The sequence below is a fragment of the Streptomyces sp. NBC_00820 genome (genome assembly GCF_036347055.1).
In the GTDB taxonomy this organism is placed as follows: Bacteria; Actinomycetota; Actinomycetes; order Streptomycetales; family Streptomycetaceae; genus Streptomyces.
The window spans coordinates 7068419-7090210 of the sequence record NZ_CP108882.1 but is presented as its reverse complement, the minus strand read 5'-3'; the positions used below and the strand labels follow the sequence as shown (position 1 = coordinate 7090210).

Below are 21792 nucleotides of genomic sequence, written 5' to 3'. Positions count from 1 at the left end.
CGCCCCGCCTTCAGTCCGCGATCCACTTGGCCATCCAGCCCTCGTTCTGCACCGAGACGACGTGTTCCGTCCGCTCGGCCAGCCGGTCGGCCTCCGCATCCGTCGCCGGGCCGCACTGCTCCCACCACCGCAGCAGCCGCTCCAGTTCGCCCGCGGTCCTGCCGAACTCGACCTGCTGGGCCACATAGCGCGCCGACGCGCCGTGCGACACGACGGCGGCCGAGACCGCGGCGACGACGGGGATCCAGGCGGCCGCCCGCTCCACCGCGAACGCCCCGGCCACGGCGCCGAGCACCACGGAGAGGACCGCCAGCGCCTGCCCCCACCGCTCCACGAGCCGGGCCCGGCCGGCCATCTCGTCGGCCTTCGGGCGGTAGTAGCCGTCGAGTTGGGGCCGCAGCCGTCCGTCGACGTACGTGGCGATGGAGGTGACCGGGGGCAGGGGGCGGGCGGCCGGGCGGACGCCGCTGGTGACGTGCTCCAGGTCGGCGGCGGCGGCGAGCACGGCGTCGGTACGGCGGCGCAGCTCCGCGTCACGTCCCTCGGGCGCCCGGTACTGCGCGACCCGGGCGAGACAGACGTACGTCTGGCTCTTGAGTTCCTCGGCCACCGAGCGCAGCCGGGTCCACTCCCGTACCCGGTCGGGGGCGGCGCCCCGGGCCAGGAGGGGGGCCAGCCCCGCCGCCAGGAGGGCCAGGAAGGCGAGCGCCCGGCCGGCCCACGAGGACAGCGGCATGACCTGCGCGGCCGCGGCACCGCACGCGCCCGCGGCGACGACCGCGCACAGCGTGGCCGTACGCGCCCTGCCGATCGCCGCCTTGTGCCGGTCGGCAGCCTGTGACCATATGCTCTGTGCCCGCCAGACGTGCTCCGCCGCGGACGCTCCCCCGCCAGTGCTCACGACAAGATTCTGACGCGGCTTCAACTGCCGTGCAATGAGAACCGGTTCAATCGGGCAAGAGCGGACCTGAGCGCAGAACCGGTTCGATTCTTCGCGCGATGTGTCTGATGAGCAGCGCGAGATCCGCGCAGTAGACCGACCTGTCGCGAAAGCCGCTTCCCTCGCGGTAGCGGTGGGCGTAGTGGCCCCCTCCGCAGACGCGCACCAGCGGGCAGTCCAGACACTCCTCGGCGAGCGCCCGCATGCCCAACTGCCGTGCCACGATGCCCGGGTGCTCCAGCACGTCGTCGAAGCTGTCGCGGAAGACGTCCATTCCGGTCGAAGGCGCCTGCGGGTAGGCCGCCTTGAGGGAGTCCACCTGCTCGATGGTGCCGTCCGTCTCCACCAGGACGGCCGCGACCGGGGAGAGCCCGACCGCCTCCGCGCCGCTCGGGAATCCGAGGAGCAGGCCGATGATCTCGGTGAAGAGCCGGATCCGGATGTGGTGGCGGTCGCCGTCGAACCAGCGGTCGAAGGCGCGGGCGAGCCATTCGCCGTAGGGCGCCGAGCCGGCGCTGGAGGGGCCCTTGCCGGGGGGCGGTGACGCCCAGTTCGCGTGCGGCAGGAGCAGGTCGAGGGCCGGGGGACGGAACGCCGTCAGGGAGTCGTAGACGTCCTCGGGGTCCAGGTCGAGGTCGATGGTGCACAGGATGCCGGCGTAGGCCTCGGGGTGGCGGGCCAGCGTGGTGAGGCCGCGGGTGGCGGCCTCCCAGGCGGGCCGCCCGGCGTGGTCGACGCGCCGCTTGTTGTGCTCGGGGCGGCCGCCGTCGAGGCTGACGCCGACCCGGACGCCGGCCTCCGCCAGCCGCCGTACGGTGTCGGCGGTCAGGAGGGTGCCGTTCGTCTGCACGCTGACCTGCACCTCGCACGGTGCTCCGGCGGCCGCCCGCACCGCGGCGCGGACCTCGCGGACCTGCCGCAGGGCCGTCTCCACACCGCCCAGCAGCGGTTCGCCGCCGTGCAGTTCGACGCGGATCCGCCGCAGGCCGTGGGCGGCGACGTGTTCACCGATCCGTTCGGCACTGCGTTCGAGCACGTCCTCGGCGACCCGGACGGGCCGGCCCCGCCAGGAGGCGTCCGCCGCGTTGTACACGTAGCAGTACGTGCAGAGCAGGTTGCAGCGGCTGTTCAGTTTCAGGACGAACTGGTGGAAGGGCACCGGCGCGGTACCCGCGCGGCGCAGGGCGGGCACGTCCAGCAGCCGGTGCGGCCACGGAGCCGACGCGTGCACGTCCGCCGAAGCCCCCGCTCCCCCCTCCGGACCGTGTCTCACCTCAGGGACTGTCCTCGTAGTACGCGATCGGCCGGCCCGCCGACCGCTTCTCCCGCTCCAGCAGGTGGCGCAGCACCTCCGTCAGCACCGGATGGTCCAGGCCCTGGTCCAGCGGCTCCCGGCCCCCGTCGGCGGCGGGACACGACCGGACGGCCTGACCGGGGCCGTCGGCCACGAAGTGGTCGTCCAGCCGGAGATTCGACACGGTGCTCCCTCCGCGATCAGCCACTGCGGACGTGGCTGTGCCGGATCGCGCCCTGGGCGACACGGCGACGTGGCAATCGTAGAGCCAGCCGCCACCGTCCGAGCCTCCAACGGCCCTTCCACCTCAGGCGAGTCCGCTGTCCACGCGGCCCCGCGACGAGGAGCGCCCCGGCGGCCGCATAGCCCGGCTGGCCCAACTCACGCTTACTCCCCGCGCTCGGGCGGGACAGTCTTGATGCCTGCTCCGGGCGGCTGTTCACGGCACCTCGTGTGTCCCGGCTGCGGGCGTCCGGGAACAGCGACGTCTTGGCCTGCGGGAGATTCCGTGCACGAGAAACCGATGAGCAAGATCGCCGATGAGCTCCTGCGGCTGCGCCACGACTCCTCGCACAGTTCACGGGACCGGTCGGCGCCGCCCGGGTTCGGGCTGGACGGCGAACTGGTCGCGCGGTTCGTCTCGGGCGGGCTGGACCAGCAGGGCAAGGCCACGCTCGCCGACGAGGTGGCGCGGGTCCTGCCGTTCCACTACGCCCTGTCGAACACGCCGACCGAGGAGCTGGCGCAGGTCGTCGCGTACCTGGGCGGGCAGCGCAAGCTGATGGGCTGGCTGGACCGGTACCCGGGGCTGCCGCGGCTGGCGGCGCGGCTGTACGTCCTGATGGGACTCCTCGACCGGTACAGCGCGGACCCCGCGGTCGTCACCGCCCTGCGCGAGTCCCGGGAGCGGACGCCCTGTCCGCCCGGTCTGGAGGGGTGTCTGGTGCCGGACACCGATGCCGAGACGCTCGCCGGTGTCGCGTACAAGATCGAGGAACTGTTCGGGGACGGCGAGCGGAAGAAGGCCGTCGACCTCGCGCTGGCCACCCTGGCGTGGCTCCAGGAGGCCGCGCCGCGGGCGGAGCGGCTCGACGCGGGACTCGGGGACATGGACGAGGTGCTGGGGCACGCGAAACGCGACATCCAGGAGGCGGCGGCGGAAGGCTAGCCGCGTAGCCGCGCGCATGTGAGGGGGGCCGCTCCTGGAGCGGCCCCCCTCACATGATGTCCCGGCGCGGGGTCCCCGTCCGGTCTCCCGAGATGGGGTCCCGGCCGGTTACCGCGGTGCGGCGGCACTCAGTACCGCAGTACGGCGGCCACGCCGAAGGATCCCTGCAGGGTCCCGTCGGGTACGAAGAGGACCTGGGTGTCGGCCCTGATCGCGGCGTCGACGAGCTGCTCGACGATGTCGGTGGCCACGCCCATCGTGTGCGCCGGGGGTTCGATGTCCTGAATCGGCTCCGGCAGGGTCACCGGTCTGGGCACCTCGACCAGTTCCAGTTGCCGGCCGTCCCCGGTGATCCGGCCCGCGAGTTCCAGGCCCTCTTCCACCAGGAGGAGCTGCACCCGCTTGTCGGCGACGGCCGTCCAGACCTCCAGCGGGCCGCCGGCGTACTTGCCGTGTCCCTGCGCCTCCGCCAGTTCGGAGACGGCAGCGGCGACCTGCTTCGCGCGGAAGTCGGCGAGCATCGGCTCCAGTCGCTTCATCAGGTCCTGTGCCCGCACGTTGTCCATTCCGGCCAGCGGCAGTGTTCCCGCGATGTGGTTGCCGTGGGAGGAGAGGGTCTTGAACGCCGAGAGGATCTTGTCGCCGCCGATGACGAACAGCGGCAGTCCGGAGTGCTCGCCGAGCGCGTCGCCGAGCCGTTTGTCGACCCGCCGCAGATACTGCTCGACCCGCGCTTTGTGCCCTTCGTAAGGCGCCGAGTGCGGAATGGCTCCGGGAATGGCGTCCTCGGGCGACGGAATTTCCGGGGCGCACGGGAATCCGTGGTGTTCCACTTGGTCCAGGCGCTTCACGGAACCGTGGTAAAGGCGGCACATCTCCTGATCGAGGACCAGGACGAGGTACGGCCGGGACCGCTGCTCGGCGCCCACCAGGTACCGGGTGAGGAAGGAGTCGGCGAACTCGACGCGTGGCTGTACGGCCGTGAGCGAGGTCATCTGCCAGACCTGGACCGGCTCGTTCGCCGCCAGGTAGACGACCATCGCGTCGTCGGGGTGGAACGGGTCGATCGCGTTCTCGACCACGGCGGGATCCAGCAGGTGGTCCCGCAGTTCCAGCTTCATTTCCCGCCCCACGTCCGGGTCGTCCGCCAGCTTGCGCTTGGCCTCGGTGACGAGGTCGCGCAGCAGGATCCGGTTCTTCTCGCTGAAGGGGAAATCCGGATCGGTCGGCAGCACGAGCGTGATGGCGGGATACGGCCGCTGCTCACTGAGAGCGGCCCGGATTTCGGGAGTGAGATCAGACGTATGCACCATGTCAGCGTCGCACCGCGCCCCGGGACCCGCACCTCGAAAGGCTTCCGGTCCGCGCAGGGAAACCCGCCTCCGGAAAACCCACCCTTTCGGCCCAGTCGCCGGGTGGGCGGGGGCGGCGTACCGTGAGCGGTAACAAAAAGCGGCCGCCGCCACACGCGGGTGGTGGCCGAGCTCCGGGGAACGCGGGCCTGCCGCGGGCAAGGAGTCGGGTCATGGGTAGACACAATTCTCCGGTCAAGGGACATCACGGCCTGGGCGCACGCGGACAGGGCAAGCAGCTCTACTACCACACGCAGGCTCCCCAGGCGGCGGCCCGGCAGACGAAGAGCCAGCCGCCGGGCAACAACCGTCAGCAGCAGGACCGCCGCCAGCCCAACGGCCGCTGGTCGGCCTGACGCTGCCGCACACCCGCGTGAGCGCTCACGACACCCCGGGAGCGCTCACGCGGGTCCGGGGTCCGGCCGTATGCCGGGGCGGAACTTCGGCACGCGTACGGTGATCTTGGTGCCGGCGCCGAGGCCGGTCTCGATGACCAGACCGTAGGCGTCGCCGTACACCTGGCGCAGCCGGCGGTCGACGTTGCTCAGGCCGATGCCGGTGGCCGGGCCCGGTGCGGCGCGCAGGAGTGCGCGCAGCCGGTCCGGTTCCATGCCGATGCCGTTGTCCTCGACGACGACCCGGGCCTCGGTCCCCTCGTCCTCCGCGGTGATCGTGATGCGGCTGCGCTCGACGGACTCCTCCAGACCGTGTTTGAGGGCGTTCTCGACGAGGGGTTGCAGGCACAGGAACGGCAGCGTGACGGGCAGTACCTCCGGGGCGATGCGCAAGGTGACCTCCAGGCGCTTGCCGAAGCGGGCGCGGGCGAGTTCGAGGTACTGCTCGATGGAGCGCAGCTCCTCCGCCAGCGTCGTGAAGTCGCCGCCCCGGCGGAACGAGTAGCGGGTGAAGTCGGCGAATTCCAGGAGGAGTTCGCGGGCGCGCTCGGGGTCGGTGCGGACGAACGAGGCGATGCCGGCCAGGGAGTTGTAGATGAAGTGGGGGGAGATCTGGGCGCGCAGGGCGCGGATCTCGGCCTCGATCGCACTGGAGCGGGCCCGGTCGAGGTCGACGAGTTCGAGCTGTACCGAGACCCAGCGCGCGACCTCCCCGGCCGCGCGGACCAGGACGGCGGACTCCCCCGCGCCGAACGCGGCGAGCGCCCCCGTCACCCGGCCGTCCACGGTGAGCGGCGCGACGACCCCCCTGCGGACCGGGCAGTCCTCGTCCTCGCAGGACAGCTCGACGGCCTGGGTACGGCCGCTGCGCACGACCTCGGCCAGCCACGCCTCCGTCGCGTCCCGGTGATGGTCGCCGGCGCCGTCCCAGGCGAGGACGGACTCCTCGTCGGTGAGGGCGAGGGCGACCGTGCCGAGCAGCGGGCGCAGCCGTCGCGCCGCCTTGCGGGCCGTGTCCCGGGTGAGTCCGGCGCGCAGGGGCGGGGCGGCGAGCGAGGCGGTGTGCAGGGTGTGGAACGTGGCCTGTTCGACGGGGGTGCCGGGGCCGGCCGGGTTCTCCTGCTGGCGGCGCAGGGACACATGCCCGAGCGCGGCCCCGAGGACGAACAGCGCGAGGCCGGCCACGGCGAGCAGGAGCACACCGAGGACACTCACCGGTCACGGCCTCCGACGCCTCGCGGGTGACTGTCGTTCATGTGCGGGATCTCCTCGGTCGGGGCGGTCGGGAGTGGTCGGGGCGGTCGGGCATGGTCGGGGGCGGTCCGTGGTCGCCGGTGGGGGCGGGACACGGTGTCGGTGGGGGCAGGACGCGGTGTTCGGTGGGGGCGGGACATGGCGATGGAGGCGGACACGGTGTTCGCAGGGCGGGGTTCCGGGTCAGGGGGTGGTCGGTGCGTGGCCGTGGGGGGTGGTCTCCGGCAGGTGGAGGCGGGCCATGGTGGCGCCGGTGCCGGGTGGGACGTGGTCGCGGGTGGCGAGGGAGGTCAGCACCATCGCCGCGAAGCCGACGGGCACCGACCACACGGCGGGCCACGCCAGCAGGGTGTGCAGCCAGCCGGAGCGGACTCCGCCGGCGATGGTCGCGGTGACGGCGGCGAGCGCCGAGCCGCCGCCGAGGAGCAGCCCGGCGACGGCGCCCTGCGGGGTCAGGCCGCGCCACCAGATGCCGAGCAGGAGCAGCGGGCAGAAGGAGGACGCGGACACGGCGAAGGCGAGCCCCACCGCGTCGGCCACGGGCAGGTCGCCGACCACGGTGTTCGCTGCGGCGGGCACCGCGATGGCCGGGACGACCGCCAGCCGGAAGTGCCGGACACCGAGGGCCGGCAGCACGTCCTGGGCGAGGATGCCTGCGACGGACATGGTCAGTCCGGAGGCCGTGGAAAGGAAGGCCGCGCAGGCTCCCCCCGCGACGAGGGCGCCGAGCAGGTCCCCGCCGGCCCCGCCGAGCAGCCGCTGGGGCAGCACGAGCACGGCGGCGTCGGTGTCGCCGGTGAGCAGCAGGTCGGGCGCGTACAGCCGGCCCAGCACGCCGTACAGCGGCATCAGCAGGTAGAAGGCGCCGAGCAGGCCGAGCACGATCACGGTGGTGCGGCGGGCGGCGCGGCCGTCGGGGTTGGTGTAGAAGCGCACGACGACGTGGGGCAGGCCCATGGTGCCGAGGAAGGTGGCGAGGATCAGCCCGTAGGTGGCGTACAGGCCGTGCTGTTCGCGGCTCGACGCGAGCGGGGTCGCCCAGCTCGACGGGGTCGCGCGGCCGGGGTCCCGGTCGGGCAGCGGGACGCGGGCGCCGGAGGGGAAGCGCAGGGTGGTGCCGGCGCCGATCCGGTGCCGGCCCTCGGCGAGGGTGAGGGCGGCGCCGCGCAGCGGGTGGCCGTCGAGGGATCCGGTGGCGGTGACGCGGACCGGTTCGCGGACGGTCACGGTCAGCGGCCGGTCGACGCGGACCTCGGTGGAGCGGTGGAAGACGGGGCGGTCGTCCCAGGCGGGGGCCGGGGTGCGGTCGGAGTGCCAGGCGAGCAGCAGGAACACCACGGGGACGAGCAGGGCGGTGAGTTTCAGCCAGTACTGGAAGGCCTGGACGAAGGTGATGCTGCGCATGCCGCCGGCGGCGACGGCCGCGGTGACCACGACGGCGACGACCAGTCCGCCGAGCCAGCCGGGCGCGCCGGTGAGCAGCCGCAGGGTCAGTCCGGCGCCGCGCAGTTGCGGCAGCAGGTACAGCCAGCCGATGCCGACGACGAGGACGCCGGCGATCCGGCGCACGGCCCGGGACTCCAGCCGGGCCTCGGCGAAGTCGGGCAGGGTGTAGGCGCCGGAGCGGCGCAGCGGGGCGGCGACGAAGGCCAGCAGGACGAGGAATCCGGCCGTGTAGCCGATGGGGAACCACAGCATGTCGACGCCCTGGGCGAGGAGCAGCCCGGCGATGCCGAGGAAGGAGGCGGCGGACAGGTACTCGCCGCTGACCGCGAAGGCGTTGAGCCGTGGGGCGACGGTGCGCGAGGCGACGTAGAAGTCGGAGGTCGTCCGCGAGACGCGCAGGCCCAGTGCGCCGACGAGTGCCGTGGCGAGCACCACGGCCGAGACCCCCGCGATTCCGTACGTCTGGTTCAACGCCCGGTCACATCACCCTCGTTGCGCTCGGCGCGGCGGACGTACCACGCGCCGATGGCGAGCAGGGCCGGGTACGGTGCCACGCCGAGGACGAGCCAGACGGCCAGGGGCGCACTCGGGCGGCCGCCGGCGAGGGGCAGCAGCCGGAAGACCAGGGGGAGCAGGCCGAGCAGGGCGGCGAGCAGGACCGTCGCGGTGAGCGCCGTGCGCATCTGACGGCGCATCAGAATCCTTACGACGGCGTCGTGTCCGGGGACCGTGACGGCGGCGGAGCGGGGGCGCGAGCGGGTGTCGTGGGCGGTGCCGGCGGCACGCGGCGGTCCGGTGACCACCTCCCGCCCGGTGATCGCGGTGATCGCTTCCCGTCCGGCGATCGAATCTTGTCCGGTGGTCGCATCCCGGCCGGTGGCCGTCTCTCCGCCAGGGGTGGGCTCCGCACCCATGACGCACCCCCCGTGCCCGCGTGATCACCTTGTTGCGGCGAGTGTACGCAGCGCGTCAGTGGTGAGGTAGACACCCGGCGCGGTTCGGCACAGGGCCGTCACGGAACGGCGCCGCGCCGGCCGCCCTCCGGCGCCGGGAGGGTCAACGCGCCCTGCCCGCGGTGTTCTTGGCCTGCCGGGCGAGCAGGTCCCGCAGCTCGCGGGCGTTGCGCCGGCTGACCGCGAGGACGCGGCTCCCGACCCGGACGGTCAGGTTTCCGCCGTCCAGGCGCAGTTCCTCGATGCGGCCGAGGGCCACGAGGTGGCTGCGGTGGATCCGGACGAACCCCCGGGAGCGCCACTGATCCTCCAGCGTGGAGAGCGGGACGCGCACCAGATGACTGCCGCGCCGGGTGTGCAGGCGGGCGTAGTCGCCGTGCGCCTCGGCGTAGGCGATGTCGGCTATGGGCACGAACCGCGTCACTCCGCCCAGTTCCACGGGAACTTGATCGCCGAACGCGCTCCCCGGATACGCCCCGCCCACGCCGTCGCCGGGGGTGTGACCCGCCTCCCGGCCAGTAGCAGGCCGAGGGCCCTGTCCGGCCCGGGTCAGTTCGGCCACGCGCCGTACGGCCTCCGCGAAGCGCTCCTTGCGCAGGGGCTTGAGCAGGTAGTCGACGGCCTTGAGGTCGAAGGCGCGGACCGCGAAGTCCTCGTGGGCGGTGACGAAGACGATGAGCGGCGGGGCGGCGAAGCCGTGGAGCAGGCGGGCCAGTTCGAGGCCGCCGAGTCCGGGCATGTTGATGTCGAGGAACACGACATCAACACGCCCGGCCTCGGCGCCGCCCGGCCCGTCCTCCATGGCCCGGGTGAGCCGGTGCAGTGCCTCGGCGGCCTCCAGGGCGGGCATGACGGTGCCGACCCGTGGATCCTCGCCCAGGAGGTACAGCAGCTCTTCGAGCGCCGGTTCCTCGTCGTCCACCGCGAGCACCCTCAACAGGTGGGTCCCGTCGCCGATTTGTGCCGCCTGGTCGGTCGGTCGCGCCCGGCCGGTCGTGCTCATCTCTCGCCGTTCCTCTCTCCCGGTCGACCCGGTCTGCCCGGTCCTCCGCCCGGCCGGCGCTCGCGCGCCGTGACCCGTGCCAGGGAATAGTGGTCCCGATCGGCGCCGCCGTCGAGATCGCGGGCGCCGAAGGGCCGTGCCGGTGCACGACGGGCAGCCCCCGCCCGGGGTGGACGAGGGCTGCCGCGTCGGTCACTTCGGCCGCGTCGGTCACCTCGGCCGCGTGCGCCGGTCAGGGATACCGGACGAGGTTGGCCACGTTGGTGGTGGAGTTGGAGGGGCCTCCCGTGGAGTTGACGACATGGCTGATGGTGCCGGTCCCGCCGAGGGAGACGGTCACCATGCTGGTGAAGCGGACGTTCGGGTTGTTCGGCGCCTCGATGGCGTGCGCGGCGGTGACGCCGGGGTTGACGTTGAAGTAGCAGTAGCTGCCGAGGCCGTAGGCCTGGTGGCTGGTGACGGTTTCGGCGACCTTGTAGGCGGCGTAGCCCTGGGTGGAGCCGTTCATCCAGGCGGCCTGGTTGGGCGGGTCGTAGGGCATCTCGTTCTGGAAGAAGTAGGTGCGGCCGCCGTTGCCGTTCCAGATGGTCTGGTACTTCTGGAAGTGCTCGACGAACAGGCCGTACATCGTCACGTCGTCGCCGTTGACGACGAGTCCGGTGTCGGCGGTGTTGCTGGTCCAGCCGACGCCGCTGCCGTGGTCGGCGCGCCAGATCCACATGTGGTCGCCGATGACGTTGTCGCTGTTGACGACGAGGCTGGTGCCCGCCTTGCCGACGCCCGCGCCGCCGACGCGGAAGTAGACGTCGTGCAGGGAGGTCGGGTCGGCCGCGTGGGAGGCGGAGGAGCCGGCCGGACCGACCTCGACCATGGTCTTGGAGCTGGTGGTGCCCGCGTCGAAGAGGAGCCCGGCGATCTTCACGCCGTCGACGTCGGCGACGCTCATCGCGGTGACGCCGTTGTCCGGGACGAAGGTGGCGAGGCCGAGGCCGAGGACGACCGTGTCGGGCCGGGTCACCTTCAGGGTCTGGTCGAGGTGGTAGACGCCCGGGGTGACGAGGAGGTTCTGTCCGGCGGCGAGGGCGGCGTTGATCTGGGACGCGGTGGCGCCGGGCTTGACGACGTAGAACTGGCTGATCGGCAGCGAGCTGCCCGCCGGAGTGCCGCTCGCCCAGCTGGTGGCGGTGGAGTTGGTGCGCACGGAGGGCACGAAGACCTGGTAGGCGCCGGCGCCGTCGACGTACAGGAACGGCTTCTCGCGGGTGACCGGGCTCTGGGCGACCGTCGTGTAGGGCGGGTTGGGGAAGCTGGTGGCGGGGACGCCCTGGCTGCCCACGAAGACCATGTTCCAGTTGGAGCCGGTCCAGCTGCCGAGCTGGGAGTTGCGGGTCAGCCACTGCTGCTGGCTGCCGGAGTTGACCTGTCCGTCGACCTTGGTGTCGGCGAGGTAGCCGCCGCTGGACCAGCCGCCGTCGTCCAGGGCGAGGTTGCCGCGCAGATGCATCCGGCGGTAGGCGGCCGCCTGCGAGACGGCCCAGCGGTCGCCGCCGCCGGTCGGGTTGACGGACAGGTTCTCGGCGCCGCGCCAGAAGTTCTGCGTGGCGTTGCCCTGGAACCAGTCGGCCTCCGCGTGCACGGCGCCGTTGACCGAGACCGCGTCGGGGGTCAGGCCGAGGCCGAGGACCTGGGTGTAGAAGCCGACGTTGACGTTGGCGCTGTAGGTGCCGGGCTTGAACATCACGGCGTAGCGCTGGGAGCCGAACTGGTTGGTCTCCTGCTGCCGGAAGACGGAGTCGAGCCTGCTCTGGATGGTCGAGGCCGGCATCGAGGGGTCGAACACGACCACGTTCGGGCCGAGATCGGGGTCGCCGCCCGACGGGTTCACGGGGGTCACCTGGAAGCGCTGGGCGGCGGTGCCGTTGCAGGTGTACTGCACGAACTGGACGCTGTCGGCCGTCGAGGCGGCGGGGTCGTCCAGGCACTTGCCGCTGTTCTTGTTCACGAAGTGCCAGGCGCCGCCGCCGTCGTCGACCGGCTGCCACTGCTGGTTGGCTCCCGAGCTGTAACTCCACAGCTGTATGGGGGCGTTGTCTGCGGTGGAGACGTCGGTGACGTCGAGGGACTGGCTGGTGTTGTTGCGGTTGTCGATGTGGACGTAGCCGTTACCGGCGTCGGTGAGGCTCCACTGCTGTGCCGTGGAGCCGTTGCACGCGTACTGCTGAACGGCGGTGCCGTTGGCGGTGCCGGCCGCCCTGGCGTCCAGGCACTTGCCGCTCGCGGCGTTCACGACGGTGGCGAAGCCGGTGGGCAGGGCGGTGGCCGCGGCAGTCGTGGTGGTCGTGGCGCGCGCGGGGGCGCCGGTGAGCAGGGCCGCGGCGGTGACGGCGACCAGTGCGGCGGCGGTGGATCTGCCGCGGCGTGAGAGGGAGGGCACGGGTTCTCCTCGCGGAAGGAGCGGGGGTGTGGGGGTGCGGCCGGCGGTGAGCCGCGGGCTCCGGGGCCGGGGGCCTTCGGCCGGTACGACCGGTGAGGACCCCCGGGCGGGAGCGGTCAGCCGGTGTAGCCGGCGAAGACGCGGGTGTAGTCCCAGGCGGACTGGGAGACACCGGAGCAGCTGTCGGCGGGGCCGCCGGTGCAGGGGCGGTCGCGGTTGGCGGACCAGAAGGTGAGCCGGGCCAGGTGGTGCGCCTGCGCATAGGCGAGGATCGTGCGGAAGTCGTTCACCGTCACGGTCTCGTTGTTGTCGGTGATGCCGTTCATGGACGAGATACCCATGTCGCGGTAGGCCTGGTCGTCGCTGTAGTGGTAGGCGTTCTTCAGCGCGTTCTTGAGGCCCTCGGCGGCCTGCGTGGTGAGGTTGCCCATGTTCTGTCCGGCGCCGCCGAAGTCGAACGGCATGATGGCCCAGGCGTCCACGGTCAGCCCGGAGGAGGCGGCCCGGTTGATCAGGATGGTGTCGGGGCCGCTCTGCCCGGTGCCGATGGTGATGTACACCTTCAGGCCGGGGTTGTTGGCCTTGACGGTCTTGAGCGCGTCGACCGTGCGCTGCTGCACCGTGCCGTTGCTGTAGGCGTCGGCCTCGATGTCGATGTCGATCGCCTTCAGGCCGTAGGCGTTGATCACCTTCTGGTAGGCGCCGGCGAGTTCGCCCGCGCTGGAGCAGGAGCTCTCCAGCTTGTTGCCGCTGTAGCCGCCGAAGGACGGGATGATGTCGCCGCCGTTCGCCCGCACGGTGTTGACGGTCTGCTGGTCCACGCCGCCGGTGAGCGCGCGGCCGCCGTCCCACTGGGGGTTGCAGTAGCCGTTGCTGAGCACGAAGGCGAGGGTGAACCACTTCACGCCGGTGGCCTGGGTGATCGTGCTCGGGCTCGGCGGGCTGCCCCAGCCGTTGTACAGGTAGGGCGCGACGGCCATCGGCGCGGAGGTGCCGCCTCCCCCGCCGCCGGCGGCCGGGGCGTTCCACTTCTGGTTGGCGCCGCCGGAGCAGGTCCAGATCTGGGCGCGGCTGCCGTTGGCGGAGTTGTTGTCCGTGACGTCCAGGCACTTGTTCGCCTGGGGGTTGACGATGTCGTGGGCGGCGCTGACGGTCCACTTCTGGTTGGCGGCGCCGGTACAGGTCCACAGCTGCGTCTTGGCACCGTCGGCGGTCGAATTGCCGGTCACGTCAAGGCACTTGCCGAGGGCGCGTATCGTGCCGTCGGAGCCGACCGTCCACTGCTGGGCGGCGGTGCCGTTGCAGTCGTAGAGCTGGACGGGCGTGCCGTCGGCGGAGGAGGCCGCGGCGACGTCGAGGCACTTTCCGGCGAGTCCGGTGATGGCGCCCGTGTCGGCCTGGGCGGGGACCGCGGTGAGCAGGCCGGTGGCGAGGGACAGGGCGGCGACGGAGACGGCCGCGGCGAGAGGTCTGGCCATGCGGGGTGGCCTTTCAGGTGGGGGGACCGGACGCGGGCACAACTCACTTGTGGAGGAGTGGAGTTGAGCACGTCCGGAGTCTTTGATTAAGGCGTGAAGTTAAAGGTACGGACCACGCGCGTCAAGCCTGTGGGCGCGGCCGCCCCCACCGGCGGCCGCCGTCCCCCGTTCGTCAGCCCGCTGCCCGCCCTGCCTGCCGCCCCACTCCCGGTCCGCTCCCCATGCCGTTCCCCGTCCCGCCCCCCATCCCGTTCCTCAGGTCGCGGGCACCTCGTCGCCGGGCCGGGCGAACTGCGTGCGGTGCAGTTCCGCGTAACGGCCGCCCGCGGCGAGGAGTTCGTCGTGGGTGCCGCGTTCCACGATGCGGCCGGCTTCGACGACCAGGATCTGGTCGGCGGCCCGCACGGTGGACAGGCGGTGGGCGATCACCACGGCGGTGCGCCCCTCCAGGGCTTCGGCGAGGGCTTCCTGGACAGCCGCCTCCGAGGTGTTGTCCAGGTGGGCGGTGGCCTCGTCGAGGATGACCACGCGCTGGCGGGCCAGCAGCAGCCGGGCGATGGTCATGCGCTGGCGCTCGCCGCCGGAGAGGCGGTAACCGCGTTCCCCGACCACGGTGTCCAGACCGTCGGGCAGGGACCGTACGACCTCGGCGAGGCGGGCGCGGCCGAGTACGTCCCACAGGTCGTCGTCGGTGGCGTCCGGGCGGGCCAGCAGCAGGTTGGCACGGACGGTGTCGTGGAAGAGGTGGCCGTCCTGGGTGACCATGCCGAGGGTGGCCCGCAGGGACGCGGCGGTCACGTCACGGACGTCCACCCCGCCGACGCGCACGGCTCCGGCGTCGACGTCGTACAGGCGCGGCAGCAGCTGGGCGATCGTGGACTTGCCGGCGCCGGAGGAGCCGACCAGGGCCACGGTCTGGCCGGGCTCGGCACGGAAGGAGAGCCCGTGCAGCACCTCGGCGCCGCCGCGGGTGTCGAGTGCGGCGACCTCCTCCAGGGAGGCGAGGGAGACCTGGTCGGCGGCCGGGTAGGAGAAGCGCACGTCCGAGAACTCGACGGCGAGCGGTCCCCCGGGAACCTCGACGGCGTCCGGGCTGTCCTCGATGAGCGGCTTCAGGTCGAGCACCTCGAAGACCCGCTCGAAGCTGACCAGCGCGCTCATCACCTCGACCCGGGCCCCGGCGAGCGAGGTGAGCGGGGCGTAGAGCCGGGTCAGCAGCAGGGCGAGGGAGACGACCGCGCCGGCCTCCAGGGTGCCGTGCAGCGCGAACCAGCCGCCGAGGCCGTAGACGAGGGCCAGCGCGAGGGCGGAGACCAGGGTGAGGGAGGTGATGAAGACCGACTGGGCCGTCGCCGTGCGCACGCCGATGTCGCGGACCCGGGCGGCCCGTGCCGCGAACTCCGCCGACTCCTCGTCCGGGCGGCCGAACAGCTTGACCAGGGTGGCGCCGGGCGCGGAGAAGCGCTCGGTCATCCGGGTGCCCATCTCCGCGTTCAGCGCCGCCGCCTCCCGCTGCATCCTGGCCATCCGGCCGCCCATGCGGCGGGCGGGCAGCACGAACACCGGCAGCAGCACGAGCGCGAGCAGGGTGATCTGCCAGGACAGGGTGAGCATCACGGCGAGGGTGAGCAGCAGGGTCACCAGGTTGGTGACCACGCCGGACAGGGTGTTGGCGAACGCCCGCTGGGCGCCGATCACGTCGTTGTTGAGACGGCTGACGAGCGCGCCCGTCCGGGTGCGGGTGAAGAAGGCGACGGGCATCCGCTGCACGTGATCGAAGACAGCGGTCCTCAGGTCGAGGATGAGCCCCTCCCCGAGCGTCGACGACAGGCGCCGGCCGAGGATACCGAGCCCCGCCTCCGCGAGGGCGACCACCGCGATGAGCAGGGAGAGCCGTACGACTGTTCCGGAGTCGTGGCCCGCCACGATCGCGTCGACGACGCGGCCGGCGAGGACGGGCGTGGCCACGGCGAGCAGTGCGGTCACCACTCCGAGCAGCACGAACCGGGCGATGCCGGAGCGGTGCGGGCGGGCGAAGGCGGCGATGCGGCGCAGGGTGGCGCGGGCGAAGGGGCGACGCTCCTGTTGCGCGGTCATCACGCTGTGCAGTTGCGTCCATGCGGTCGTTTCCATGCTCATGTAAGAGACCGTAAGACCTCAAGCTTCGTTGAGGTCAATGTCGGCGGCTTTTCACCCCCTGCCCTCCGGTCCCACGCTGCCCCTCGGGTACGTCTGCGCCGGTGCGGCTGAAGGTCATCTGCGGCAGAGTGTCCTTCCCGATCCGCACCCGAGAAGGAGCATCCGCCGTGCCGGTCCGTGTGGAGCGCGTGGAGCACGTCACCACGATCATCCTGTCCCGCCCCGAGGCGCGTAACGCGGTGGACGGCCCGACGGCGGCCGAACTGGCTTCCGCCTTTCGGGAGTTCGAAGCGGACGACAACGCCCGGGTGGCCGTGCTGTGGGGTGAGGGCGGCACGTTCTGCGCGGGCGCCGACCTGAAGGCCATCGGCACCGAGCGCGGCAACCGGGTCGCCGAGGGCGGTGACGGGCCGATGGGGCCGACCCGGATGCGGCTGTCCAAGCCGGTCATCGCGGCCGTGGCGGGGCACGCCGTGGCGGGCGGTCTCGAACTGGCCCTGTGGTGCGATCTGCGGGTCGCCGAGGAGGACGCCGTGTTCGGGGTGTTCTGCCGCCGCTGGGGCGTCCCGCTGATCGACGGCGGCACGGTACGGCTGCCCCGGCTGATCGGCACCGGCCGGGCCATGGACATGATCCTGACCGGGCGCCCGGTCCCCGCTCCCGAGGCCCACGCCATCGGCCTCGCCGACCGTCTCGTCCCGGCCGGCCGCGCCCGCGCGGAGGCCGAGGAGCTGGCGGCGGCCGTCGCCCGCTTCCCGCAGGTCTGCCTGCGCAGCGACCGGGCCTCGGTGCTGGACCAGGAGGGGCTGGACGAGGAGACGGCGATGCGGCGTGAACTCACCTACGGAATCAACGTCTTGACGGAGTCCCAGCAGGGCGCCGCGCGCTTCGCCGGGGGTGCGGGACGGCACGGCTCCTTCACGGACCTGTGAGCCATCGAGGAGCGATTGGAGCGATTGGAGCGATTATGGCGACCGAGCCGGACGGGATCGAACTGAACGAGCGCGAACTGCGTGAGATCGCGGGCTACGCGGCTGACGTCGCGCACCGGGTGCTGCCGCTCTTCGAGCAGAGCCACCCCGCCGACACCCGCCCTCGCGACGCCGTCGCGGCGGCGTACGCGTTCGCCGGGGGCGGCCGGCGTACGGCGGCCCTGCGGCGGAGCGCGTGGGCGGCGTACAGGGCGGCACGAGAGGCCGCCACCGCCTCACCCGCCTCTCCCGCTTCGCCTGCCCCTCCGACCCCTCCCGCCTCTCCCGCCGCGGGCGACGCGGCACTGGCGGCGAGCCACGCGGCCGCCGCCGCGTATCTTCACCCCAGGGCAAGTGCGCATCAGGTCAAACACATCCTCGGCGCGGCGGCACACGCGGCACGAGCGCAGGAACTGGCGTACGGGGACGACGGGCATGCCGCCGCGGAGACGCTCGAGTGGGCACGTCATCACGCGCCGGCGGCGGTCGTCGCGGTACTCGGCCGGCTGCCCGCCGCACCGCCCGGGGGCGGCCGAGCGGGAGAGATCCTGCGCGAACTCGACGCGGCGCTGCGCCGCTGAGGCCGGTCGCACGCCACCACGCGCCGCACGGGACCTCACCGCACCTCGCCTCAGCTCGGCGTCGGCCACTTCCCGCCGGCCAGCCATGCCAGGACGGCGCCGGCGGCCTCCACACCGTCCCGGTCCGCCTCCCCGGCGCGGCGGCCGGGAAGCAGCAGCGCGCCGGCCGCGAAGACGCCCGGGTGTGAGCTGTACGGGGTCGCGCCGAGCTGGATGCCCGCCTGGCGGGCGAGTTCGTCGGCTGCGACGAAGTCGCCCGTGAAGACGACCGTGTCGCAGGGCAGGGTGGCCGTACGGCCGTCCCGGTGGCGGACACCGACCCCCGACAGGCGTCCCCGCCCGAGGAGTCCGGTGACCGTGGTGTCCGTGAGGAGCGGGATGCGGTGGCGCAGGCGGGCCGCGTGGACGCGGGCCGGTCTCGCCTCGGCGCGCGGCTGTTCGGTGACCAGCGCGACGACATCGGCCCCGGCGGCCCGGACGGTGTCGGCCGCCGCGTAGGAGACGTCCTGAGCGCCGACCACCACCGCCCGGGTGCCGATCGACTGCCCGAACAGGTGCACCGCCTGCTGGAGTTCGCCGGTGGTGTAGACACCGGCGGGCCGGGTGCCGGGCACCAGGCGGGCGGCGCGAGGGCGTTCGCGGGAACCGGTCGCCAGGACGACGGCCCGCGCCGCGATCGTCTCGAGTCCCCGCGGACTCACGACCGTGAGAAGCAGTCCCGGCGGCCTGGACACCGCGCAGTCTGCTCCCGGCCCCGCGTACGGCATCCCCAGGCCCCCGTCGGCGGCTCCCGCACCCGCGTGCGGGGCGAAGCCCCCCTCCGGTGCGCTACCTGACGCCTCCAGGGCGGGCCGACCCGTGTCCGCCGCCCAGTCGAGCACGGTCGCTCCGGTCCGCACCACGGCACCGGCGCGTAGAGCCGCCTCGGTGAGCAGGCGGGCGTACTCAAGACCGTTGAGCGGGCGCGTCCAGGTGCCGAACCCGCCGTGCGCGCAGTGCCGGGGAACTCCCCCGGCGTATGCCTCCCGCTCCAGCACCTCGACCCGGCCCGCACCGGCCACGGCCAGGCGTGCGGCGGCCGCGAGTCCGGCGGGCCCGGCGCCGACGACGAGGACGTCGACCTGGCGCACTCGAGGTTCCGCGCTCATCCGCCCACCTCTTCGCACCACAGGCCCGCCGGCGCGGAGGAAACGGCCACACCTGTACCCGCATCCGCACCTGCACCCGCGCCCCGGTACGCGCCGAGACCACCCGCGCCGCACACTCCCGTCTCCCCCCTCATCCCCTCATCCCTCATCCGCCCGCTTCCTCGAACAACTGCCGTACCGCCGCGCCGCAGTAGAAACCCTGGCAGCGTCCCGCGCGGGCCCGGGTGCGGCGTCGTAGACCCTCCAGCGTGCGCGGCGGGATCGTGCTGGTCAGGGCGTCGCGGATCTCGCCTCGGGAGACGTGTTCGCAGTGACAGACGAGGGTGCCGTACTCCGGGTCGGCGGCGACGAGTTCGGGGCGGCGGCAGGGGCGTGGGGAGGTCTCGCCGAGGTCGGGCATGCGCACCGGGGGGAGGTCCTGGGCGGGGCCCGCGTCCAGACCGGTGTCGGTCAGCAGGGCGACTACGTGCGCGGCGATGGCCAGAGACGCGGTGAGACCGGTGGAGCGGATGCCGCCGACGGTGACGCAGGCCTGCCCGGGGTGGGCGGTGATGCGGTAGTCCTCGTGCTCGGTGGCCGCGCGCAGCCCGGCGTAGACGGCGGTGACCTCCTGATTCCGCAGCGCGGGCAGGATGCGGGCACCCTTCTCCCGCAGGAGGGCGAGTCCTTCGGCGGTGGAGTCGGTGGCCCCTTTGTCGTCCAGGTCCTCGGCGGTGGGGCCGAGCAGGACGTTGCCGTGGACGGTGGGGGCGATCAGGACGCCCTTGCCGAGGGCGGTGGGGACGGGCAGGAGGATGTGCCGGACGAGGGGGCGGGCGAGCCTGTCGTGGACGATGAGCTGGCCGCGCCTCGGGGTGACGGTGAAGTCGTCGTGGCCGAGCGCCCGGTCGAGGGTGTCGGCGTGCAGTCCGGCCGCGTTGACCAGCAGGCGGCAGCGCAGGGTGCCGCGGGAGGTGGTCAGGGTGTGCGTGTCCGCTTCCCGGCTCGCCTGTGTCACGTGGGTGTTCAGGTGCAGGTCGACGCCCGCGCGGACCGCCTGGGTGGCGTAGGCGAGGGTCGTCGTCCAGGGGCAGATGATGCTCTCGCCGGGCACGTGCAGGGCGCCGAGCGCGCCGGGTCCGAGGTGGGGTTCGCGGGCGTACAGCTCGCCTGCGCCCAGGAGCCGGGTGTCGGTGTACGCGTTGCGCTCGGCCTTCTCGGCGAGGCGGGGCAGCGCGGCGAGCTGCTCCTCGTCCCAGGCGACGAGGAGGGCTCCGGTCTCCTCGACGGGGATGCCGGACTCGGTGGCGTAGGCGGCCAGCAGGCGGGAGCCCTCGCGGACCAGCCGGGCTTCCAGGGAGCCGGGGCTCGCGTCGAAACCGGTGTGCAGGATCGCGGTGTTGGCCTTGGATGTGCCCTGGCCGACGTCGTCCTGGGCGTCGATCAGGGCGACGCCCAGGCGGGGGTGGCGGGCGAGTTCGCGGGCGATGGCGCAGCCGACGACCCCGGCGCCGACGATCGCCACGTCGTACGTCCGCTCGGGCAGTGGCCCCTCGGCGGTGACGGTCATGAGCCGAGCAGTGCGGCGACCGCGGTGCGGAAGCCGGCCAGGCGTTCGGCGGCCCGGTCGGCCGGGATGCGGGGTTCGTACACGGCGGCGGGCTTCCAGTCGGGCAGGGCGTCCGCGGTGCCGAGCGCGGGGTCCGCGCCGAGGCGGGCGAGGGCCGCTACGCCGAGTGCGGTGGCGTCGGGGAGGGCGGAGACCTCGACGGGGCGCTGCAGGAGGTCGGCCTGGGTCTGCATGAGGAGGGCGGAGCGGGTGAGGCCGCCGTCGACGCGCAGCGCGTCGAGCGGGGTGCCGAGGTCGGTCGCGACGGCCTCGGCCAGCTCCACGACCTGGGCCGCGAGGCCCTCGCACAGGGCGCGCACCAGGTGTCCCGGCCCGGTGTCGAGGCCGAGCCCGGTCAGGGAGCCGCGCAGGTCGCCGCGCCACCAGGGGGCGGCGAGTCCGGCGAGGGCGGGGACGAAGGTGACGCCGCCGCTGTCGGGGACGGCGTTGCCGACCGGGTCGAGGTCGGCGGCGGAGGAGATGACGCCGAGGTCGGTCAGCCAGCGCACGGCGGAGGCGGCCGTGTAGACCTGTCCGTCCAGGCAGTAACTGGTGTTTCCGGCGAGCCGCCAGGCGACGCAGCTGACCAGGCCGGAGGTGCCGCGCCGGGGTGTGTCACCGGTGTGCGCGAGCAGGAACGCGCCGGTGCCGTAGGTGCACTTGGCGCCGCCCGGCCCGGTGACGCTCTGGGCGAGCAGCGCGGCCTGCTGGTCGACCGCGAGGCCGGTGAGCGGGATCTCGGCTCCGAACGCCGTGGTGGTGCCGACCGGTTGCGCGTTGGCGACCACCTCGGGAAGCCGTTCGCCGGAGAGTCCGTACGCCTCCAGGGCCCGGGGCGCCCAGGTGGCGTGGTCCAGGTCGAGGAGCTGGGTGCGGCCGGCGGTGGCGGCGTCGGTGACGAAGGCGCCGGTGAGGCGGTGGACCAGCCACGCGTCGGAGGTGGTGACGACGCCCTCGCGGGTGAGGTGGCGGCGGATCCAGGCCATCTTGGGCGCGGCGAAGTAGGGGTCCAGGGGAAGTCCGGTCAGCTCCCGCAACTCATCCGCGTGCGAGGCGAGTTCGGTGCAGATCGGCTCGGCCCGCCGGTCCTGCCACACCAGGGCCCGGGTCAGCGGGCGGCCGCTCACCGGGTCCCAGGCGAGGACGGTCTCGCCCTGGTTGGCGAGGCCGAGCGCCACGACGTCCTCGGCCGCTTCGGCGAGGGCCTGGTGACCGGCGTCGAGCACCGAGGCGTACAACGCCTCCGGGTCGGCCTCGACCAGGCCACCGGGGAGGTGGCGGGGTCGCACGGCGGCGAAACCGGCGCCGATGACGCCGCGTTCGGGACAGACCACGAGGGCCTTGGTGCCGGACGTGCCCTGGTCGACGGCGAGCACCGGCCCCGTCATCGCTTCCTCCCCGAGGCCGGTCCACCGGCCGGTCCGCGGGCCGGTCCACCGGCCCTCCGAAGATCACCGCGCACAGCCTGCCGTCGGCCGGGTCCGGCGTCAAGCGCCCGGCCGAGGACCAACTGAGCGCACAAAAGCTGGAGTTGACCATGGAAAGCCGGAAACGACACCCCCTATAGTGACCGCCGTCCCGGATCAAGATCCCTCAACCACGTTTCAGGGGAGCGCAGTTGCCACCTCGTTCCGCCGTCCTGCCCGTC

General features: G+C 73.1%; 18 protein-coding genes. 4 read left to right on the top strand and 14 right to left on the bottom strand.

The window, feature by feature from the left end; all coding sequences use genetic code 11:
- Positions 1-10: 10 nt before the first annotated feature.
- The 3 genes from OIB37_RS31630 to OIB37_RS31620 are packed head-to-tail and all read right to left on the bottom strand — an operon-like array spanning position 11 to position 2418.
- Entirely contained in the window at positions 11-901 is an 891-nt protein-coding gene (locus OIB37_RS31630) for a DUF4231 domain-containing protein (RefSeq protein WP_330461023.1), read from the bottom strand.
- 46 nt (positions 902-947) lie between these two features.
- The gene (locus OIB37_RS31625) at positions 948-2213 is read right to left on the bottom strand and encodes an FxsB family cyclophane-forming radical SAM/SPASM peptide maturase (RefSeq protein ID WP_330461022.1); all 1266 of its coding nucleotides are present in this window, start codon (positions 2211-2213) and stop codon (positions 948-950) included.
- Position 2214: 1 nt separating this feature from the next.
- On the bottom strand, positions 2215-2418 hold the full coding sequence (locus OIB37_RS31620) for a hypothetical protein (RefSeq protein ID WP_330461021.1): 204 nt from the start codon (positions 2416-2418) through the stop codon (positions 2215-2217).
- Positions 2419-2742: 324 nt separating this feature from the next.
- Here OIB37_RS31620 and OIB37_RS31615 point away from each other — a divergent pair, with 324 nt between their 5' ends.
- Positions 2743-3402, top strand: coding sequence for a hypothetical protein (locus tag OIB37_RS31615; protein WP_330461020.1), 660 nt, complete (start codon positions 2743-2745; stop codon positions 3400-3402).
- Positions 3403-3530: 128 nt separating this feature from the next.
- Here OIB37_RS31615 and OIB37_RS31610 read toward each other — a convergent pair whose 3' ends face one another.
- Entirely contained in the window at positions 3531-4715 is a 1185-nt protein-coding gene (locus tag OIB37_RS31610; RefSeq protein ID WP_330461019.1) for a baeRF3 domain-containing protein, read from the bottom strand.
- 212 nt (positions 4716-4927) lie between these two features.
- On the opposite strand from OIB37_RS31610, the gene OIB37_RS31605 reads away from it, so the two are divergent.
- A complete protein-coding gene (locus OIB37_RS31605; protein WP_330461018.1) occupies positions 4928-5110 on the top strand; it encodes a hypothetical protein in 183 nt (60 codons plus the stop codon).
- 45 nt (positions 5111-5155) lie between these two features.
- Here the strand turns inward: OIB37_RS31605 and OIB37_RS31600 are convergent, their stop codons facing one another.
- The 7 genes from OIB37_RS31600 to OIB37_RS31570 all read right to left on the bottom strand — a co-directional run bounded on the left by OIB37_RS31600 (position 5156) and on the right by OIB37_RS31570 (position 15850).
- The gene (locus OIB37_RS31600) at positions 5156-6364 is read right to left on the bottom strand and encodes a sensor histidine kinase (RefSeq protein ID WP_330461017.1); all 1209 of its coding nucleotides are present in this window, start codon (positions 6362-6364) and stop codon (positions 5156-5158) included.
- Positions 6365-6586: 222 nt separating this feature from the next.
- A complete protein-coding gene (locus OIB37_RS31595; RefSeq protein ID WP_330461016.1) occupies positions 6587-8320 on the bottom strand; it encodes a sodium/solute symporter in 1734 nt (577 codons plus the stop codon).
- A complete protein-coding gene (locus tag OIB37_RS31590) occupies positions 8317-8763 on the bottom strand; it encodes a hypothetical protein (protein ID WP_330461015.1) in 447 nt (148 codons plus the stop codon). Before OIB37_RS31590 ends, OIB37_RS31595 begins: the two co-directional genes overlap by 4 nt.
- Positions 8764-8905: 142 nt before the next feature.
- Positions 8906-9742 carry a LytR/AlgR family response regulator transcription factor gene (locus OIB37_RS31585; RefSeq protein WP_330462046.1) on the bottom strand — a complete coding sequence of 279 codons (837 nt, stop codon included), beginning with the start codon at positions 9740-9742 and terminating at the stop codon, positions 8906-8908.
- 295 nt (positions 9743-10037) lie between these two features.
- On the bottom strand, positions 10038-12239 hold the full coding sequence (locus tag OIB37_RS31580; protein ID WP_330461014.1) for an RICIN domain-containing protein: 2202 nt from the start codon (positions 12237-12239) through the stop codon (positions 10038-10040).
- A gap of 116 nt (positions 12240-12355) precedes the next feature.
- Positions 12356-13717: a lectin gene (locus OIB37_RS31575; protein WP_330461013.1), complete on the bottom strand. Its 1362-nt coding sequence runs from the start codon at positions 13715-13717 to the stop codon at positions 12356-12358.
- 255 nt (positions 13718-13972) lie between these two features.
- Positions 13973-15850 carry an ABC transporter ATP-binding protein gene (locus OIB37_RS31570; RefSeq protein WP_330462045.1) on the bottom strand — a complete coding sequence of 626 codons (1878 nt, stop codon included), beginning with the start codon at positions 15848-15850 and terminating at the stop codon, positions 13973-13975.
- Between the two features lie 173 nt (positions 15851-16023).
- Here OIB37_RS31570 and OIB37_RS31565 point away from each other — a divergent pair, with 173 nt between their 5' ends.
- Positions 16024-16788 carry a crotonase/enoyl-CoA hydratase family protein gene (locus OIB37_RS31565; RefSeq protein ID WP_330461012.1) on the top strand — a complete coding sequence of 255 codons (765 nt, stop codon included), beginning with the start codon at positions 16024-16026 and terminating at the stop codon, positions 16786-16788.
- 35 nt (positions 16789-16823) lie between these two features.
- The gene (locus OIB37_RS31560) at positions 16824-17408 is read left to right on the top strand and encodes a putative immunity protein (RefSeq protein ID WP_330461011.1); all 585 of its coding nucleotides are present in this window, start codon (positions 16824-16826) and stop codon (positions 17406-17408) included.
- A 50-nt stretch (positions 17409-17458) separates the two neighbouring features.
- On the opposite strand, the gene OIB37_RS31555 is transcribed toward OIB37_RS31560, so the two are convergent.
- From OIB37_RS31555 to OIB37_RS31545, 3 genes are all read right to left on the bottom strand, one after another.
- Complete coding sequence (locus OIB37_RS31555; RefSeq protein WP_330461010.1) at positions 17459-18556, bottom strand: FAD-dependent oxidoreductase; 1098 nt, start codon at positions 18554-18556, stop codon at positions 17459-17461.
- Positions 18557-18701: 145 nt separating this feature from the next.
- Positions 18702-20105: an FAD-dependent oxidoreductase gene (locus OIB37_RS31550; protein WP_330461009.1), complete on the bottom strand. Its 1404-nt coding sequence runs from the start codon at positions 20103-20105 to the stop codon at positions 18702-18704.
- Positions 20102-21532, bottom strand: coding sequence for an FGGY family carbohydrate kinase (locus tag OIB37_RS31545; protein WP_330461008.1), 1431 nt, complete (start codon positions 21530-21532; stop codon positions 20102-20104). The genes OIB37_RS31550 and OIB37_RS31545 overlap by 4 nt, the downstream gene beginning before the upstream one ends.
- Positions 21533-21792: the final 260 nt, after the last annotated feature.

Bases quoted from the DNA above. Each gene is read 5' to 3' on its own strand.
- OIB37_RS31610 (WP_330461019.1), bottom strand. From the start codon at position 4,715: ATGGTGCATACGTCTGATCTCACTCCCGAAATCCGGGCCGCTCTCAGT.
- OIB37_RS31605 (WP_330461018.1), top strand. From the start codon at position 4,928: ATGGGTAGACACAATTCTCCGGTCAAGGGACATCACGGCCTGGGCGCA.
- OIB37_RS31590 (WP_330461015.1), bottom strand. From the start codon at position 8,763: ATGGGTGCGGAGCCCACCCCTGGCGGAGAGACGGCCACCGGCCGGGAT.
- OIB37_RS31575 (WP_330461013.1), bottom strand. From the start codon at position 13,717: ATGGCCAGACCTCTCGCCGCGGCCGTCTCCGTCGCCGCCCTGTCCCTC.
- OIB37_RS31570 (WP_330462045.1), bottom strand. From the start codon at position 15,850: ATGGAAACGACCGCATGGACGCAACTGCACAGCGTGATGACCGCGCAA.
- OIB37_RS31560 (WP_330461011.1), top strand. From the start codon at position 16,824: ATGGCGACCGAGCCGGACGGGATCGAACTGAACGAGCGCGAACTGCGT.
- OIB37_RS31555 (WP_330461010.1), bottom strand. From the start codon at position 18,556: ATGAGCGCGGAACCTCGAGTGCGCCAGGTCGACGTCCTCGTCGTCGGC.
- OIB37_RS31550 (WP_330461009.1), bottom strand. From the start codon at position 20,105: ATGACCGTCACCGCCGAGGGGCCACTGCCCGAGCGGACGTACGACGTG.
- OIB37_RS31545 (WP_330461008.1), bottom strand. From the start codon at position 21,532: ATGACGGGGCCGGTGCTCGCCGTCGACCAGGGCACGTCCGGCACCAAG.